We start from the raw sequence: 17,592 nt of genomic DNA on the forward strand, positions 1-17,592 counted from the left end.
GGTGGGCCCGTGAACATGCCTGCAAGGCGCACAACGACGAAGGCCCGGGCAGGTGCCCGGGCCTTCGACGGTGGTGCGTTGAGCGGTATTACTTGAAGGTGTACTTGGCGCCGACAGTGAAGTAACGGCCGATGGCGCCGCTGAAGTGCAGCGGGTTGTAGTTCACGCCACCGTAGGTGGTCGGGTCGAGCGGAGCGATGCGATCGAACACGTTCTGCACCGATGCATTCAGTTCGAAGGCTTCGGTGATGTTCCAGCGGCCGGACAGGTCGAAGGTGGTGAACGAGGAGATCTTGGTGACGTCGGTACCGTCGGCGTACGAGAACTGGTACGAACCGTCCGGGCCACGGAAATCCTTGTTGTCCATCTTGGAGATGTAGTTGGCAACGCCGCTCACACTCCACGGACCCTGGCGCCAGGTGGTACCGAAGTTGATGCGATCCTTCGGCGTACCGATGCAGTTGGTCACGTCGCAGTTGCCGTGGGTGCCTGCATAGTCGAAGGTCTGGTCGGAGTCGGTGCGCTCGTACTTCAGCACATGGCTCCACTGCAGATCCATTTCCAGCTGGCCCGGGCCGATATCGAAGGTCTGGCGGATATCGGTATCGATACCGCGCACGCGGGTGGAGGCGGCATTGATGTACGCGGTGTTGACCGCCAGGATGCTGCCGGTGCCAGCGATGCCGTTGATCAGGTCGATGTCACGCAGCACATTGCCGGCGGCGATGGCATCGGCCGTGGAGCCCTGGGCGATCTCGTTGGTGCGCTTGATCTGCCAGGCATCGACGGTCATCGAGGTGGTGGGGGTCGGCTGCAGCACGATGCCCACCGAGTAGCTCTTGGATTCCTCCGGCTTCAGGTCCTTGTTGGGGCGGGTGATGATTGCAACCGGACGCGAGCTGCAGTTGGTGCCGACATCGGCCGGCGGGCTGGCGGCGCAGCGCACCGGATCGCGGGCGTTGGAGAAGGCGGCCAGGCCACCGTCGCCGTTCTCGGCCGGGTTGGGGGCGCGGAAGCCTTCTGCGTAGCTGGCGCGCAGTGCGATCCAGTCGGCCGGCGTCCACTTGATGCCCAGCTTCGGCGTCGCCTTGCCTTCGCCACTTTCGTACTTGTCGTAACGCAGCGCGCCGGACAGTTCCAGCTGCTCCAGCACCGGTGCCGACAGTTCAACGTAGCCGGCGTAGACATTCTGCGTACCGTCGTAGGCCGAGTAGCCCAGGCCGATGATGTCACCCTGGTCGGTGTAGGTCTGCGGGCTCAGGCTGTTGCTGGTCTTGCGCCACTCGGTACCGATCGCCAGGCCCAGCGGACCCCCCTTCAGGTCCATCAGGCTGCGCGATACGGTGAAGTCGAACATGTCCAGGCTGGACTTGGCGCGTGCGCTGATGGTCGGCGAAATGTAGTCGTACAGTGCCTGCGAATTGAGGTTGGCATTGTCGCCAATACGCCACACGCCGCCGGCACAGTTCGGGTTGCCCAGCGCGCACTGCACGGCGCTGTAGCGCAGGAAGCCGGTACGCTTGTTGACCAGATCGGTGCCGGAGTGCAGGTAGGCGGTGTCGTAGCTCCAGTCACCCCAATTGCCCTTGACGCCGACCAGGAAGCGATTGAACTCGTTGGTGTTGTTGGTCACGCGCGGGCCGACATCCCAGGCCGAGTAGCGCAGGCGCGAGGCCTGGCCCGGAATCGGGTTGTCAGGATGGGTCGGCGACAGCACCACGGCGCCCGGGCCGCTGCTCGCATTGCGCGGGCCAAGCGGATAGCCCCAGCTGCCGGACACGCCGGAGGGCGTGTTGCTGAAGATCGTTTCCTTCTTCGAGTAGCCGATCTCGGTGTAGATCTCGCCGCCTTCACCGAAGGCGAAGCTGGCGCGGCCGAACACGTTGACGTACTTCTCTTCCGGGGTCAGATCACGGTACAGCTGGTTCGGATCCCACAGGCAGCCCTGTGCGGCCACCGAGGCATCGGTCTGGCCCGGGATGGTGGTCAGGCCCTGGCAGCCGGGCAGCGGCACGAGCTGGGCCGAGGTGCCCGGCGGGACGCGGTCGTCGAATACCGAGCCGTTCGGACCCACGCCACCGCTGGTGCGGTTGTTGAGGTAGGCGCCGCCGAGGAACTGGGCGTTGTTGCCATAGCCCCACGGACGGATGTCGCCCGTGCCGATCCACTTGCGGTTCTTGCGATCGCTGATCTTGATCGCGTCGGTCTTGCCAACGTCCAGGCTGAAGAACGCGTTCCAGCCGTCGGTGGCCAGGTCGCCGGTACCGGCGGTCAGGGTGGCCTTCTTGGCGTTGCCGTCGCCGTCACCGGAGGTGCCGTAGGAGGCACGCAGGATCGCGCCCTGGAAATCACTGCGCAGGATGATGTTGACCACGCCGGCGATGGCATCGGAGCCATAGATCGCCGAGGCGCCATCCTTCAGCACTTCCACGCGTTCAACAGCGTCGAGCGGGATGGTGCTCAGGTCGGTGAAGACCTTCTGGCCGTCATCGGCCAGGCCGTAGGTGGCCATGCGGCGGCCGTTCAGCAGGACCAGGGTCGAGCCCGCGCCCAGGCCGCGCAGCGAGATGCCGGCGCCACCGCCGGCAAAGCCGTTGCCGAAGGTCTTCGGGATCGAGCCGGAACCGTCGGCGGTCAGGGTCTGCAGGTATTCGGCGACCGTGGTCTTGCCGGTTCGGTCGATTTCCTGGCGGGTCACCACCTGCACCGGGGACGGTGTTTCGGTGTTGGTGCGCGGAATGTTCGAACCGGTAACCGTGATGCGGTCCAGGTTGGTGGCCTTTTCCTGCGCGAAGGCGGAGGTGGAAGCCACGGCGCCAACCAGCAGCAGGGTGCCGCCGGTAAGGATGTGGGTGATGGACGATGCCAGTGTGGTGCGGCGGCGGCTGGCGGGCCGTTGGATCAGGTGTTTCACAGCTTCTCTCCTAACTGGAAAACCGTAGCGTTGAGGGCTGTCTCCGGAAGGGGGCCGGGACGGGCCAATCTAGGTTTCCGACGGGTGACGAAGTAGTGAAATTTTGCTTAATCCGTAACGTTGAATCCAAACTTTGCCGAGTTTGGCACTTCGGCGGTGCGGGCCGGCCCGGCAGGTGGCCGGGCCGGCCCTGGACAATCAGTCCGGTAGCGAGAATTGCACCGGTACCAGCCCGATGGCCGGCACTGCCACGCCATCGCGCTGGGCCGGTTCGAAGCGCCAACGCTTGAGCACTTGCTGACGCGCGGCCTGGTCCAGGCTGCGCGAGCCACTGCTGCGCTCGATGCTGACCGCGACCGGCTGCCCGCTGCTGTCGACTTCCACCCGCAGCAGCACCGTGCCCTGCTCATGATTGCGCAGGGCCGGCAGCGGATAGGTCGGTGGCGGTGCACTGCGGTACTGCAGCTGTGCTCCGGACAGCGGTGTCGAGCTGTCGATGCCTGGTGCGAGCTGCGGCGGGGACGGTTCGGCTGCCGGCAATGCGATGCCCTGGGTTTCCTCCACGGTTGCAGTGGGAGCGGGCAGGGGCGGCGCTACCGGCTGCGCATGCGGCTTCGGCACCACCCGCGCGACCTCCTTCGGTTCCACCAGTACCGGCGGAGGGGGCGGTGGCGGGGTCTTCTCGATCAGCCGTACCGTGGTCTTGTCACGCGGAACCTGCACAGCCTGGTAGGTCGCGGGGATCAGCAGCAACAGGAACGCGAGCAGATGCAGGGCGATGGCCGCGCTCCAGGCGGCAACGCGGGCGGGGTCGAAGTGCGGGGATGCAACGGGATACGTACGAACCATGGTCCACCTCCATGCCAGTGACGAAGTCCTCAACGCACCAGGGCCCGTGGCGGGGTTGCCGCACGCGGCTGGCAGTGCATCAGTAGCGCGATGGGGCCGCTACTGCCTAGAGGCAGGGTCGGTATCGTTGGGCTGGCCTTCAGCCAGTGCAGGCCGCAGGCATGAAAAAAGGCGGATCCCCTGCGGGATCCGCCCTTGTCGGCAGTGGCAAACGGGATCAGCGACCCAGTTCGAACACTACATCCAGGTTGACCGAGACGGTCGATTCGCCCGGCGCGACCGGGGTCGCCTTGTCCATCGCGGCGCCGGCCGACATCGCCCGCATCATCGGCATCGGACGGAAGCCGCCATTGCTGTTCTCGGAGATGCTGACGATGCGGCGCACCTGCAGACCCAGCGACTTCGCATAGGTCTGGGCGCGGGTCTGGGCCTTCTTCAGCGCGGCCAGGCGGGCTTCGTCATAGACCGGCTCCGGCTGGTCGATCTCGAAGCTGGGGCCGTTGATCTGGTTGGCACCCTGCGCAGCCAGTGCGTCCAGCACCTTGCCGAGCTTGGCGATGTCGCGCACCTTCAGGCTGACCGTGTTGCTGGCCTGGTAGCCGGTGATCTTCGGTGCTTCGTTGTCGGCATAGCGGTACTGCGGATTGAGGCTGACGCCGCTGGTCTGCACGTCCCGCTCGGCAATGCCGGCGGCCTTGATCGCCGCCAGCACCTTGTCCATCTGCTGGGCGTTCTGGCGCATGGCGCTGTTGCCGTCGGCGGCCTGGGTAACCACGCCGGCCGACAGGGTGGCCACGTCCGGCACGCGGGTGGCTTCGGCATTGGCCGAGATGTTCAGCAGGGTGCCTTCGGCCGGGGCGGCGACCGACGGCGACGACGGGGCGGCATGGGCAGTCATCGAGGTTCCAAGGGCGAGGGACAGGGCAAGCAGCAGCGGGGTGGCGGTCAGGCGCATGGAGAACTCCTTGTTGTGCCGTTGAGGGTGGTGTCGTAGCGATGAACGCGCTGTGAGCCCATTCGGGGTTGAACGCGTTCCGGAACGGGTTGCCGACGATTCAGGTGGCGGCCTCAGGTTATGCTGTGCCGATGCTCTATCTTGCTTCCCGCTCCCCCCGACGCAACCAGTTGCTGGCCCGACTCGGACGCCCCTTCCAGGCCTTGGACCTGGAGGTTGTCGAGCAGCGCGCGCCCGCTGAAAGCGCCGAACAGTATGTATGCCGTGTCGCCGCCGACAAGGCGCGCGCCGGGCTGGCCCGGGTGCTGGCCGATGACCCACAGGCGCGTGTGCTCGGCTCGGATACCGAGGTGGTGCTGGACGGTGAAGTGTTCGGCAAGCCGGCCGATGCCGCCGACGCGCGGGCGATGCTGGCGCGGCTGGCCGGGCGCACCCACCAGGTGATGACCGCAGTGGTGGTGGTCGGTGCCGACGGCCTGGACAGCGAGCTGGTCATTTCCGAAGTGGCCTTTGCGCCGATCAGCGCCGCCGACATCGCCATCTACGTGGACACCGGCGAGCCGCTGGACAAGGCCGGGGCCTACGCCATCCAGGGCGGGGCCGAACGCTGGATCGAACATCTTTCCGGCAGCTACTCCGGCGTGATGGGACTGCCGCTGCTGCACACCGATCGTCTGCTGGCGCGCTGCGGCGTGCCGGCCCCCACTGCTGATGCCGCCAGGGAGGCTGCCGATGTCTGAGGAAATCCTGGTCAACGTGACCCCGCGCGAGACCCGGGTCGCCGTGATCGAAAACGGCATGCTGCAGGAGCTGCACATCGAGCGCGGCTGGCGCCGGGGTGTGGTCGGCAACATCTACAAGGGCAAGGTGCAGCGCGTCATGCCCGGCATGCAGGCGGCCTTCGTCGAGGTCGGGCTGGAGCGGGCCGCGTTCCTGCACGCCAACGACGTGGTGCGACCGGCGCCGGTGGCCAGTGCGGACACCGAGAACACCACGCTGCCGCCGCCGTCCAGCGTGCCGATCGTCGAGCTGCTGCGTGACGGCCAGGACATCGTAGTGCAGGTGGTGAAGGACCCGATCGGTACCAAGGGCGCGCGCCTGACCACGCAGATCAGCATTCCCTCGCGTTACATGGTGCTGCTGCCGCAGTCCAAGGTGGTGGGGGTGTCGGCGCGCATCGAGGATGAAGGCGAGCGGGCGCGGCTGAAGGCGCTGGTGACCGAACTGTCGGCCCAGCATGGTGGCTACGGCTACATCGTGCGCACCAATGCCGAAGGCCAGCCGGCCGAGGCCATTGCCGAAGACATCGCCTACCTGTCGCGGGTCTGGAACGTGGTCGAGCGCCGCGGCCGCGAAGCACCCTCGTGCAGCAACATCTATGAGGACCTGAGCCTGCCGCTGCGTTCGGTGCGCGACCTGATCCGCAAGGACGTGGACAAGGTGAAGGTGGACTCCAAGGAAACCTTCGCGCAGCTGCAGGCCTTCGTGGCCAAGTACATGCCGGTGCTGGCCGAGAAGCTGGAACTGTATTCGGGTGACCGGCCGATCTTCGACATGTTCGGCGTGGAGGACGAGATCGGCCGCGCGCTGGACAAGCAGGTGCCGCTGAAATCCGGCGGCTACCTGGTGATCGACCAGACCGAGGCGATGACCACCATCGACGTGAACACCGGTTCGTTCCTCGGCCAGCGCAACCTGGAAGAGACGGTGTTCCGCACCAACCTGGAAGCAGCGCAGGCAGTGGCGCGGCAGCTGCGGCTGCGCAACCTGGGCGGCATCATCATCATCGATTTCATCGACATGGACGATGCCGAGCATCGCCGCCAGGTGCTGCGTACCCTGGAAAAGGCGCTGGCCCGTGACCATGCCAAGACCACGGTGTACGACTTCTCACCGCTGGGCCTGGTCGAGATGACCCGCAAGCGCACGGTGGAAAGCCTGGAGCGCCAGCTGTCGGAAACCTGCCCGCAGTGCAGTGGCCGTGGCAGCATCAAGACCACCGAGACGGTGACCTACGAGATTTTCCGCGAGATCACCCGCGCGGTGCGCCAGTTCGATGCGGCGCGCCTGCTGGTGATCGCTTCGACCAAGGTCGTTGCGCGCATTACCGACGAGGAGTCTTCGGCGGTGGCCGAGCTGGAAGAATTCCTCGGCAAGAGCATCCGCTTCCAGGCGGACGAGCAGTACCTGCAGGAGCAATTCGATGTTGTTCTGCTCTGACCCTCGCCGGCTGCAGGCCGGCGGTGGCCGATGAGCGCGCCGCCGCGCCTGCGACTGCGAAGGATCCGCCGTCATATCATTGCCGCCTGTGCGGTGGGCCTGGTCGGGCTTGCACTGCTGGTGGGCACGCTCAGCCAGCTGCTGCCGCTGGCCGAGCGTCATCCCGGGAAGATTGCCGCCTGGCTGAGCGAGCGTGCCGGCCAGCCGGTACGTTTTGACCAGTTGCACACTACCTGGACCCGACGCGGTCCATTGCTGCAGCTGAAGGGCCTGCGCATCGGCGCGGGCCAGGGCCTGGCCATCGGTGAAGCCGAAGTGCTGGTGTCGATGTACAGCGGGATGCTGCCTGGTCGCTCGCTGACCGAGCTGCGCCTGCGTGGCCTGGCGCTGGACCTGCAGCAGGGCGAGGACGGCCGCTGGTCGGTGCGCGGCCTGCCGAAGTCAGACACGGGCGGTGACCCGCTGGAGGCGCTGCGCCGGCTGGGCGAGCTGCAGGTGATCGATGGCCGCTTGGGTGTGCATGCACCGGGACTGGGTATCGATACCACCCTGCCGCGTATCGATCTGCGCCTGCGCGTCAATGGCGACCGCCTGCGTGTGGGCGTGCGTGCCTGGGCGCAGACCGATGCCCTGCCGCTGACCGCAGTGCTGGACGTGGACCGCACGCGCGGCAACGGCCAGGCCTGGCTGGGTGCCGATCCTGTTGATTTCCATGCCTGGTCGCCGTTGCTGGCAGCGGGTGGCGTGCGCCTGCGCGAAGGCAAGGGTGAGCTGAACCTGTGGCTGACCCTGCGCGACTTCGCGCCGGTGGCGCTGACCACCGATTCGGACCTGCGTGACGTGCGCATCGACGGTGCACCGATGCCCGACGTGGCAACGCCGCAGTTGCAGCTGCAGCGCTTGCAGGCGCGCCTGCGCTGGCAGCGCCAGGCCGAGGGTTGGGCGCTGCAGGTACCGCGCCTTCGTTTGAAGACCGAAGACGGCGAACAACAGCTCGATGGCCTGCAGTTGCAGGTTGGCAGGCAGCTGCGGGTGAGTTCCGGCGAAGTACAGGCCGGTACGGCGCTGCGTGCGCTGGCGCTGAGTGATCGCCTCGAGCCAGGCCTGCGCCATTGGTTGTTCCTGTCCAAACCGCAGCTGGATGTGCGAGCGCTGCAACTGGCCGGCGAACGTGATGGCCCGTTGAGGGCACAGGGCGAGCTGCAGTCGCTGGGCTTTGCCAGCGTTGGCAATTCTCCGGGTCTGCGCGGCCTGGGGGGACATTTCGAGGGCGACGCCGATGGCTTCAGCCTGCAGCTGCAACCGCAACGGCAGCTGCAGTTCGATTGGCCCACCGGCTTTGGCGTGCGGCATGACCTGCACCTGGCTGGACAGATCGTGGGCTGGCGTGACGAGGGCGGTGGCTGGCGTATCGGCACTGCGGCGATGCGTGTGGAAGGCACCGACTACGCGGCCGATGTGCGCGGTGGTGTCTGGTTCCAGGGCGACGGCACGCGGCCCTGGCTGCAGTTGGCGGCCAAGCTGGACGATGTGCCGATGACGGCGGCCAAGCGCTTCTGGATCCACTCCAAGATGAGCAAGGGCGCCACCGACTGGCTGGACATGGCGCTGGCCGGCGGCCAGGTGCGAAATGGCATCGGCCTGGTCAGCGGTGACCTGGACGACTGGCCGTTCGACAACAACGATGGCCGCTTCGAGGCCACCGGCCACATCACCAACGGCGACATCCGCTTCCAGCACGACTGGCCGCTGATGAGCCAGGTCGATGCCGATATCGCCTTCATCGGCCCCGGCTTCGACATGCATGGGCGCGGCGACCTGGCCGGTGTAGCGGTGCAGAAATTCGAGGCGGGCATCCAGGACTTCGGGCAGCAGCCGCTGTACGTGCGTGCCGATGCGCAGAGCGAGGCCGGCAGACTGCTGGCAATGCTGCGGCAGAGCCCACTGCACAAGGAATACGGCGATACCCTGGACAACCTCACCGCTGCAGGCCCGGCGCATGTGACCTTCGATCTGCTGCAGCCGCTGCACCACGATGAAGGTGGCGGTCACCTGCAGGGGACAATCGATCTGGCCGGCGTGAAGCTGGTCGACAAGCGTTTCCAGCTCGCCTTCGACAACATGCACGGGCAGGCGCGCTACAGCAACGGCGGTTTCGGCGCCGAGGAACTGGCGGTGCGCCACCTCGGCCAGGACGGCCGCCTGAGCCTGCGTGCCGGTGGCTACGTGCACGACAGCAAACTGGCCTTCGAATCGAAGCTGTCGGCCACGCTTGATGCTGGCGTGCTGATCGACCGCGCACCGGAGATGGCCTGGCTCAAGCCCTACATCACCGGTACCTCCCCATGGACGATCGCGGTCAACCTGCCCAAGGTCGCTCCCGGGGCGCCTGCGCCGCCCAGCGAACTGCGCCTGAGTTCGGATCTGGTGGGCACCCGCCTGGATCTGCCGGCGCCGCTGGACAAGCCGGCCGCCGAACCGCTGGCGACCACCGTGGCCGCGCAGCTGCCGATGGGGGCTGGCCGCATCGACGTGGCCTTTGGCCAGCGTCTGGCCCTGGCCGCGCGCAGCCACAACAACCAGACCGGCGTACAGGTCACGCTCGGCAGCGACCACGTCGACCGTGAGCCGCCACCGAGCGGGCTGACCGTCAACGGCCGCAGCCCGACCCTGGATGCGCTGGAGTGGATCAGCCTGGCGCGTGGAGGCGGGGACGATGACGGCATGCCGCTGCGTGCGGTGGACGTGCAGGTCGGCAAATTGATGCTGATCGGCGGCGTCTTCGAGCAGACGCGGCTGAAACTGCAGCCGGGCCCGCAGGCGCTGGATGTACGCCTGGATGGGCCGTCGCTGGCAGGCCGTTTGACTGTTCCCAATGCAGAGGGTGGCACCATCAGCGGCCAGCTCGACCGTGTGCACTGGCAGTCGCTGCCGGCCGCACCGGGCGCACCGGCTGCGCCCGTGCGGGTACAGGCCGGCGCCAATGACATGGATCCGGCAAAGCTGCCGCCGTTCGCGCTGGACATTGCCGATCTGCAGTTCGGCAAGGTCGTACTCGGCCAGGCGGTGCTGCGTACGCGGCCGCTGGCCAATGGCCTGAACGTGGACGAGCTGCGCTTCCGTGCGCCGGACCAGGAGATCGACATCAGCGGTCGCTGGCTGGGCCGCACCGGCGGTGCCCGCACCGAGCTGACCGCACAGGTGCGCAGTGAAGACCTGGGCGGCCTGATGCAGAACCTGGACTACGGTGGCCAGCTGCGCGGCGGCTCCGGTCAGGCCCAGCTGCAGGCCTCGTGGAGCGGCGGTCCCTCGGACTTCCAGCTGGCCACTCTGCAGGGCCGTCTCGATCTGCACGCGCGCAACGGCCAGTTGCTGGAGCTGGAGCCCGGCGCAGGTCGAGTGCTCGGCCTGCTCAGTGTCGCGCAGCTGCCGCGGCGCCTGATGTTCGACTTCCGCGATTTCTTCTCCAAGGGCTTTGCGTTCAACCAGGTCGATGGCAGCGTGCAGTTCGGCCAGGGCATGGCCCGTACCGACAAAGTGCTGATCGAGGGTCCGGCGGCGAACATCACCATCCGCGGCCAGGCCGACCTGCGCAACCAGCAGTTCGACCAGACCATCGACGTCAACCCGCGCGCCGGCAACCTGCTGACCGTGGTCGGCGCGGTGGCAGGTGGCCCGGTGGGTGCGGCACTCGGCGCCGCCACCAATGCGGTATTGTCCAAACCGTTGGGCGAAATCGGCGCCCGCACCTACAAGGTGACCGGTCCATGGAAGGAGCCGAAGGTGGAAGTGATCGAACGCAGCCGCGAGAAGACACCGCCCGCACCCACACCGGCACCGGCGGTTCCGCCGACGGTGACCGACCTGCCACGCTCGCGTTCACGCTGAGCATGGTGTTCCCGTTCACGGGGCTTGCCTGAGCGCCCCCGCATCCCCAGATCGAGGACCATGACTGATATCGCCCTGACGCTTGCCCAAGACCGCCTGTTGCGCCCTGGTGGCCTGGATACCGCTGGCTTGGAGCGCACCTTCGGGCAGTTGCTCGGCCCCGGTGTGGACTTTGGTGACCTTTATTTCCAGCACGCCCGCCGCGAGAGCTGGAGCGTGGAGGATGGCATCGTCAAGGACGGTGCCCATTCCATCGAGCAGGGCGTGGGTGTGCGCGCGATTTCCGGCGAGAAGACCGGCTTCGCCTACTCCGATGACATCCATGCCGATGCGCTGCTGGCTGCGGCGCAGTCGGCACGTGCGATTTCGCGCGAAGGTGGCGCCCAGACCGGGCGTTCGCTGCTGCGGGGCAATGCGCGCGCGCTGTATCCGGCGCTGGACCCGATCGACGGCATCGGCAACGAGGCCAAGGTCGAAGTGCTCAAGCGCCTGGACGGTTACCTGCGTGCCGCCGACCCGCGCGTGAAGCAGGTGATGGTCAGCCTGTCCGGTGGCGTCGACACGGTGCTGATCGCCCGCAGCGACGGCGTGCTGGGCGCCGACGTGCGTCCGCTGGTGCGCCTGAACGTGCAGGTGATCGTCGAGCACAACGGCCGGCGCGAGTCCGGCTATGCCGGTGGCGGTGGCCGCTATGGCTATGAGGAGCTGTTCGCCGACGGCCGCCCGGAAGCCTTCGCCCGTGAGGCGCTGCGCCAGGCGCTGGTGAACCTTGAAGCGGCACCGGCACCGGCCGGCGTGATGCCGGTGGTACTGGGCCCGGGCTGGCCCGGTGTGCTGCTGCATGAAGCGGTCGGCCATGGCCTGGAAGGCGACTTCAACCGCAAGGGAACCAGCGTCTACGCGGGCCGCATCGGCGAGCGCGTTGCCGCCCCGGGTGTGACGATCGTCGATGACGGCACGCTGGACGGACGCCGTGGTTCGTTGAACATCGACGACGAGGGGCATCCGAGCCAGTGCACGACGCTGATCGAGGACGGCATCCTGGTCGGCTACATGCAGGACAGCCTCAATGCGCGCCTGATGGGTGTGGCGCCGACCGGCAATGGCCGCCGCGAATCGTTCGCGCACATGACCATGCCGCGCATGACCAACACCTACATGCGTGCCGGCGAACACGACCCGCAGGAGATGATCCGTTCGGTGAAGAAGGGCCTGTACGCGGTCAACTTCGGCGGCGGCCAGGTCGACATCACCAGCGGCAAGTACGTGTTCTCGGCTACCGAGGCCTACCTGATCGAGGATGGCCGCATCACCTCACCGGTGAAAGGCGCGACCCTGATCGGCAACGGTCCGGAAACCATGCAGAAGGTGCGCATGGTCGGCAACGACCTGGCCCTGGACGAGGGCGTGGGCATCTGCGGCAAGGATGGGCAGAGCGTGCCCGTGGGTGTCGGCCAGCCCTCGCTGTTGATCGAGGGCATCACCGTCGGCGGTACCCAGGCCTGAGCCGGGCGATGGCCAGCGCCACCGCCCAGGCGGGCGCGGACTCAGTCCTCGTCGGCTTCGTCGGTCTCGACGGGGTCGGCGCCTTCGGCGCCGGCCTTCAGGCCCAGCGCGGCCGGCAGCATCAGCGCGCGCAGCACCTGGAAGATCTCGCGGTAGGCGCGCGGCGGCTTGTTCTTCGCCTTCTCGGCCTGCGCGTTGCGCACCAGCGTGCGCAGCTGCTGGCGGTCGGCCTGCGGGTAATCGTCCAGCAGGGCGGCCAGCGCCTTGTCACCTTCGGCCAGCAGGCGCTCGCGCCAGTCTTCCACGCGGTGCATCATCGCCACTTCGCGGCGGCCGGTTTCGCTGTTGGCGTCCAGCGCATCGCGGATCGCATCCAGCGTGGCGTCTTCTTCGCGGCGCATGTGCTTGGCCAGGAACGCCAGCTGGCGCTTGTGGGCGATGTGGGCGGTGATGCGCTTGCACTCGGCGATATGCGGCAGCAGGTCTTCCGGGATCGGCAGGCGCGCCAGCTGGGCCGGGGTCAACGACACCAGCTTCTCGCCCAGGGCCAGGACGTCGAGCGCGTCGCGCCGGTTCTGGCTGCGGCTCTTGTCGTGGAATTCACCGGTTTCTTCGTCGCGTCCGCGCATCGTTCCTACCTGATCTCAAAAAAAGTCGCCCGGCGTGATGCCGGGCCCAACCCGTACAGGATAAAGCATTGAACGTGATCGCCCCTGAAGTCGCTGTCGGCGACGACAGCCCGGCCCGGCTGGAACGGCTGGCCGACCTCTCCCAGCAGCTGCTCGACCGTGCCCGTGCGCTGGGCGCCAGCCAGGCCGAGGTCAGCTGCAGCGAGGACCGTGGCCTGGAGGTCAATGTCCGCCTTGGCGAAGTTGAGACCGTGCAGTCCACCCGTGACCGCGGTATCGCCGTCACCGTCTATTTTGGCCAACGCAAGGGCAGCGCCAGCACCGGCGACCTGAACGAGGCCAGCCTTGCCGCCACGGTCGAGCAGGCCTGCGCGATCGCCCGCCATACCGAGGACGACCCGGCTGCCGGCCTGGCCGAGGCGGCGCTGATGGCGACCGATTTCCCCGACCTGGACAGCTGGCACCCCTGGGCGCTGCAGGCCGACGAGGCGGTGGACCTCGCCCTGGCCTGTGAAAACGCCGGCCGCGAGGCCGACGCGCAGATCCGCAATTCCGACGGCGCCTCGGTGTCGAGCATGCAGAGCCTGTCGGTGTATGCCAATTCGCATGGCTTTTTCGGCCGTGAGCGTGGCACCCATCATTCGGTAGGCTGTGCGCTGATTGCCGGCCAGGGCGATGGCATGCAGCGCGATGGCTGGTACACCAGCGCGCTGGCCCGTGAGGATCTGGAGGAGGTGGGCCTGGTCGGTCGTCGTGCCGCCGAGCGCACCGTCGCCCGCCTGCAGCCTCGTTCGATGGCCACCGGCAGCATGCCGGTACTGTTTGCCCCGGAAGTGGCGCGAAGCCTGGTCGGCCACCTGCTGTCGGCAGTGTCCGGCGGTGCCCTGTACCGCCAGGCCAGCTTCCTGCTGGACAGCGTTGGCCAGCAGCTGTTCCCGGACTGGATGCAGATCGAGGAACTGCCCCACCTGCGCCGTGGCCTGCGCTCGGCCGCCTTCGACGGCGACGGCGTGGCCACCCGTGCTTCGGCGCTGGTCCGTGACGGTGTACTGCAGCGCTACGTTCTGGGCAGCTATTCGGCACGCAAGCTGGGCCTGCAGACCACCGCCAATGCGGGCGGCGTGCACAATCTGCAGCTGGCCGCCAATGCGGGCTCCCTGCAGGAGATCGCGCGGCAGATGGGCGATGGCCTGCTGGTGACCGAGTTGATGGGGCAGGGCGTGAACGGGGTGACCGGCGACTACTCGCGCGGTGCCGGCGGCTTCCGCGTGGAGAACGGCGAGATCCAGTACCCGGTGGACGGCATCACCATCGCTGGCAACCTGCGCGAGATGTTCAGCAGCATCGAGGCGGTCGGCAGCGACGTCGACCCGCGCTCGCACATCCGGACCGGTTCGATCCTGCTGGGGCGGATGACCATCGCCGGTAATGATTGATGGCATTGATGGCGTAAGCTATGCCCGCCTGACGCAACCAGCTTGGCGCTGGTGGGTCAAGACCACCCAATGAAAAGGAGTTTTGTCGTGAGTGAATTCGATAACGTCCCGCCGCCGCCGGCAACCACCGATGCCCCGGCCGACCAGCGCACCATGGCGCTGGCTGCGCACCTGCTGGGCATCTTCACCTGGTTCATCGGCGCGCTGATCATCTGGCTGATCAACAAGGATGACGCCAGCAAGGCCTTCGTGACCGACCAGGCCAAGGAAGCCCTGAACTTCCAGATCACCGTGACCATCGCCATGGTCATCAGCATCATCCTGATGATCGTGATCATCGGCGGCATCCTGGCCCCGATCGTCGGCGTCATCAACCTGGTGTTCTGCATCATCGCTGCAGTGAAGGCCAACAACGGCGAAGCCTACCGCTACCCGTTCACCCTGCGCCTGATCAAGTAAGACCGGCTGCATGCTGAACTGAAAACGCCCGGCATTGCCGGGCGTTTTCATGTGCGGGGAGCTGCGGGCGGTGCCCGACGAGCGCGCAGCGATCAATGATCGCGTTCGACCGCCAGCGTCGCCAGCGCACGCAGTGCATCGGCCTCTTCGCCGTATCCGGCCAGGATCGCCTGCATGCGTGCTGCGAGCTCATGCAGCTGGGCCTTTGCGCCGTCCATGCCAAGCAGCGCGGGGAAGGTGCTCTTGTCCTGCGCCTGGTCCTTGCCGGCGGTCTTGCCCAGCTGCTCGGAACTGGCCTCGACATCGAGAATGTCGTCGCGGACCTGGAAGGCCAGGCCGAGCGCGTCGGCGAAGCTGTCCAGCTGGGCCAACTGCGGTTCGTGAGCCTGGCCGCACAGTCCGCCCATGCGTACCGCCGCGCGGATCAGCGCGCCGGTCTTCAGCGCGTGCATGCGGGTCAGCGCCGCCAGCGTCTGCTGCTGGCCGGTGGCATCGATGTCCAGGGCCTGGCCGCCGCACATGCCGGACGCGCCGGAGGCGTGGGCCAGGGTCTGCAGGCAGGCTACGCGCAACGTTGCCGGCAGCGGCGCATCGGCCAGCAGGCCGAAGGCACGGGTCTGCAGGGCGTCGCCGGCGAGGATCGCGGTAGCTTCGTCGAAGGCGATGTGGGTGGTCGGCTTGCCACGGCGCAGCGCGTCGTCATCCATCGCCGGCAGGTCGTCATGCACCAGTGAATAGGCGTGGATCAGCTCGACCGCCATCGCCGCCGCATCCAGATGTTCCGGCTGCGCACCGAACAGGTGGCCACTGGCGTACACCAGCAGCGGCCGCATGCGCTTGCCACCGCCCAGCACCGAATAGCGCATGGCCTGGTGCAGGCGCTGCGGTGCTTCGGCAGGCGAGGGCAGGGCGGCGTCGAGCTGGCTTTCGATACGGTCGCGCCAGCGCGCGAACAGAACCTCAGCCGTCATGGCTGGGCGGATCGAAGGGCTCGGAGGCTTCCGGCTGCGCCGGATCGCTGAGCAGGCGCACGCGCAGTTCTGCCTGTTCCAGCGCCTGCTGGCACTGGCGATACAGACCGACGCCACGTTCGTAAGCACTGAGCGAGGCTTCCAGGCTCAGCTCGCCGGTTTCCATCTGCTCCACCAGCTGTTCCAGCGATTCGAGCGACTGCTCGAACTGGGCAACCGGGGAGGCGTTTTCGGGGGACTTCTTGGCCATGTGGCAAGTGTGGACGGGCCGCGCGCGGGGGTCAATTCACCAGCCGCCGGGACGCCACTGCAGCTGAGCATCATGGGCCTGCAACCAGGCTTGCAGAGGGGCCGCGATGACCACGTCGGCGGCGGCCAGCAACTGCGGGCCATCAAAGATCAGCGGCAGCTGCGCGCGTCGCCACGGGGCGAGGTGTTCGCGTTGCAGGCAGTCCTTCAACGCGTGCGAATGCTGGCGACCGGGCAGCAGAATGCGCTCACCGCCCACGCGTGCACGGACCTGCAGCGGGCGTTCGAAGGCCGGGGTGCCCTGCAGTCGCAGCTGTCCGCCATCGGGCAGCGGCAGCGGTGCGCGGCCATCCCATTCGACCTGCCACTCGAGGGGAAGCGCAGGCAGCCGGGCCGGCAGCAGGTAGGCGTGGTCGCGCCATTGCTGGATCGCGTGATCGTGCCAGCTCGCACGGGCCTGACGATCGTTGTCGGCCGGCAGCAGCTCGTCCAGCGCCTGCTGCAGCACCGTGGCCGGCAGCGGTGCCGCACCGTGGCCGGCCACCCAGGCACGCAGCACGCGTGCGGCACGACTTGGTGAGACCTGGCGCAGCAGCTGCAGCGACAGCACGCGTGGAGCGACTTCCAGGTGTGCGATCAGCTCGGCGTCTTCCTCATCGAGGAGTTCGCGGGTCTGCCCGCAATGCGCTGCGCTGCCCGCCATTGCCGCGGCGGCATGCGGCCAGCGTTGGCGCAACAGCGGCAGCACCTGCAGGCGCAGGAAGTTGCGATCGGCGTGGTCGTCGCCATTGCTGGGGTCTTCGATCCAGTGCAGCGCATGGTGGCGCGCGTAATCGAGCAGCGCACTGCGCGGGACCGCCAGCAGCGGCCGCCACAAGGGATGTTCGCCAAGGCGGCTGTGCGTGGACATCGCCGCCAGGCCATCGACGCCGGAAGCGCGCAGGGCGCGCAACAGGAAGGTCTCGGCCTGGTCGTCCTGATGCTGCGCCAGTGCGAGCGTTTCGCCGTCGCGCAGCTCGGCCGCGAATGCGGCGCGTCGCGCCAGTCGCGCGGCACCCTCGGTGCCCAGGCCTGTGCCGTTCTCGACCTGCACGCGATGCACGACCAGCTCAATGCCCCAGGCGTCGCATTGCTGCTGGCAGTGCAGCACCCACCCATCCGCATCGGGCTGCAGGCCGTGGTGCACGTGCACCGCGCGCAGCGCAGTGCCGGAAGCTTGCGCGCAGCGCCACAGCCAATGCAGCAGCACGGTGGAGTCGACACCACCGCTGTAGCCCACCAGCAGCGGCGCATCCAGCGGAACGAGGGCAGGGAAGGGAGTCACGGCGGCAAGTATAGGGTTGCTCGGCAGGGCTGCGCCCTGCACCCGCTACGATCCAGAGCAACAGCAACAGCAACAGCAACAGCAGAAGCGGGGTTCCTGAAGGATGGCGGGGTGGGTCCGGTTGCGGGAGACGCCGTAAACCCATCCATGGGGGCTTGGCCGCGGCATCCATGCCGCGGACACTCCCGCAAC

The 17,592-nt window shown here is 67.4% G+C and carries 13 protein-coding genes; 6 read left to right on the forward strand and 7 right to left on the reverse strand.

The annotated features are described in order from the left end of the window. Positions 1–88 precede the first annotated feature (88 nt). The 3 genes from HLA98_RS20380 to HLA98_RS20390 all read right to left on the reverse strand — a co-directional run bounded on the left by HLA98_RS20380 (position 89) and on the right by HLA98_RS20390 (position 4,718). Entirely contained in the window at positions 89–2,914 is a 2,826-nt protein-coding gene (locus HLA98_RS20380; protein ID WP_049444961.1) for a TonB-dependent receptor, read from the reverse strand. A gap of 198 nt (positions 2,915–3,112) precedes the next feature. Further along, positions 3,113–3,763: an energy transducer TonB gene (locus HLA98_RS20385; RefSeq protein ID WP_057501209.1), complete on the reverse strand. Its 651-nt coding sequence runs from the start codon at positions 3,761–3,763 to the stop codon at positions 3,113–3,115. A 217-nt stretch (positions 3,764–3,980) separates the two neighbouring features. Beyond that, positions 3,981–4,718: an SIMPL domain-containing protein gene (locus tag HLA98_RS20390; protein WP_057501210.1), complete on the reverse strand. Its 738-nt coding sequence runs from the start codon at positions 4,716–4,718 to the stop codon at positions 3,981–3,983. Positions 4,719–4,849: 131 nt separating this feature from the next. Between HLA98_RS20390 and HLA98_RS20395 the strand changes: the two genes are divergently transcribed. The 4 genes from HLA98_RS20395 to tldD are packed head-to-tail and all read left to right on the forward strand — an operon-like array spanning position 4,850 to position 12,332. Next, on the forward strand, positions 4,850–5,458 hold the full coding sequence (locus tag HLA98_RS20395) for a Maf family nucleotide pyrophosphatase (protein ID WP_057501217.1): 609 nt from the start codon (positions 4,850–4,852) through the stop codon (positions 5,456–5,458). After that, positions 5,451–6,938: a ribonuclease G gene (gene rng, locus HLA98_RS20400; protein ID WP_049444954.1), complete on the forward strand. Its 1,488-nt coding sequence runs from the start codon at positions 5,451–5,453 to the stop codon at positions 6,936–6,938. Before HLA98_RS20395 ends, rng begins: the two co-directional genes overlap by 8 nt. Before the next feature lie 30 nt (positions 6,939–6,968). Then, a complete protein-coding gene (locus tag HLA98_RS20405) occupies positions 6,969–10,826 on the forward strand; it encodes a YhdP family protein (protein WP_057501211.1) in 3,858 nt (1,285 codons plus the stop codon). Positions 10,827–10,886: 60 nt separating this feature from the next. After that, on the forward strand, positions 10,887–12,332 hold the full coding sequence (tldD, locus tag HLA98_RS20410) for a metalloprotease TldD (RefSeq protein WP_057501212.1): 1,446 nt from the start codon (positions 10,887–10,889) through the stop codon (positions 12,330–12,332). 41 nt (positions 12,333–12,373) lie between these two features. Here tldD and yjgA read toward each other — a convergent pair whose 3' ends face one another. After that, the gene (gene yjgA, locus HLA98_RS20415; RefSeq protein ID WP_049444947.1) at positions 12,374–12,961 is read right to left on the reverse strand and encodes a ribosome biogenesis factor YjgA; all 588 of its coding nucleotides are present in this window, start codon (positions 12,959–12,961) and stop codon (positions 12,374–12,376) included. A gap of 68 nt (positions 12,962–13,029) precedes the next feature. Here yjgA and pmbA point away from each other — a divergent pair, with 68 nt between their 5' ends. Together pmbA and HLA98_RS20425 are read left to right on the forward strand one after the other, a co-directional pair. Further along, entirely contained in the window at positions 13,030–14,397 is a 1,368-nt protein-coding gene (pmbA, locus tag HLA98_RS20420) for a metalloprotease PmbA (RefSeq protein WP_010482969.1), read from the forward strand. Between the two features lie 87 nt (positions 14,398–14,484). Further along, positions 14,485–14,856, forward strand: coding sequence for a DUF4870 domain-containing protein (locus tag HLA98_RS20425; RefSeq protein ID WP_057501213.1), 372 nt, complete (start codon positions 14,485–14,487; stop codon positions 14,854–14,856). A 92-nt stretch (positions 14,857–14,948) separates the two neighbouring features. On the opposite strand, the gene HLA98_RS20430 is transcribed toward HLA98_RS20425, so the two are convergent. The 3 genes from HLA98_RS20430 to tilS are packed head-to-tail and all read right to left on the reverse strand — an operon-like array spanning position 14,949 to position 17,400. Then, positions 14,949–15,827, reverse strand: a complete 879-nt coding sequence (locus HLA98_RS20430; protein WP_057501214.1) for a polyprenyl synthetase family protein — start codon at positions 15,825–15,827, stop codon at positions 14,949–14,951. Beyond that, entirely contained in the window at positions 15,817–16,077 is a 261-nt protein-coding gene (locus tag HLA98_RS20435) for an exodeoxyribonuclease VII small subunit (RefSeq protein WP_005410522.1), read from the reverse strand. The genes HLA98_RS20430 and HLA98_RS20435 overlap by 11 nt, the downstream gene beginning before the upstream one ends. A gap of 36 nt (positions 16,078–16,113) precedes the next feature. Continuing rightward, on the reverse strand, positions 16,114–17,400 hold the full coding sequence (gene tilS, locus HLA98_RS20440; protein WP_165284672.1) for a tRNA lysidine(34) synthetase TilS: 1,287 nt from the start codon (positions 17,398–17,400) through the stop codon (positions 16,114–16,116). Positions 17,401–17,592: the final 192 nt, after the last annotated feature.

The sequence above is a fragment of the Stenotrophomonas africana genome, from assembly GCF_013004645.1.
Classification (GTDB): Bacteria; Pseudomonadota; Gammaproteobacteria; order Xanthomonadales; family Xanthomonadaceae; genus Stenotrophomonas; species Stenotrophomonas africana.

Coding starts and splice junctions, on each gene's coding strand:
- yjgA (WP_049444947.1), bottom strand. CDS start 12,961: ATGCGCGGACGCGACGAAGAAACCGGTGAATTCCACGACAAGAGCCGC.
- HLA98_RS20385 (WP_057501209.1), bottom strand. CDS start 3,763: ATGGTTCGTACGTATCCCGTTGCATCCCCGCACTTCGACCCCGCCCGC.
- HLA98_RS20430 (WP_057501214.1), bottom strand. CDS start 15,827: ATGACGGCTGAGGTTCTGTTCGCGCGCTGGCGCGACCGTATCGAAAGC.
- HLA98_RS20395 (WP_057501217.1), top strand. CDS start 4,850: ATGCTCTATCTTGCTTCCCGCTCCCCCCGACGCAACCAGTTGCTGGCC.
- tldD (WP_057501212.1), top strand. CDS start 10,887: ATGACTGATATCGCCCTGACGCTTGCCCAAGACCGCCTGTTGCGCCCT.
- HLA98_RS20405 (WP_057501211.1), top strand. CDS start 6,969: ATGAGCGCGCCGCCGCGCCTGCGACTGCGAAGGATCCGCCGTCATATC.
- HLA98_RS20390 (WP_057501210.1), bottom strand. CDS start 4,718: ATGCGCCTGACCGCCACCCCGCTGCTGCTTGCCCTGTCCCTCGCCCTT.
- rng (WP_049444954.1), top strand. CDS start 5,451: ATGTCTGAGGAAATCCTGGTCAACGTGACCCCGCGCGAGACCCGGGTC.
- HLA98_RS20435 (WP_005410522.1), bottom strand. CDS start 16,077: ATGGCCAAGAAGTCCCCCGAAAACGCCTCCCCGGTTGCCCAGTTCGAG.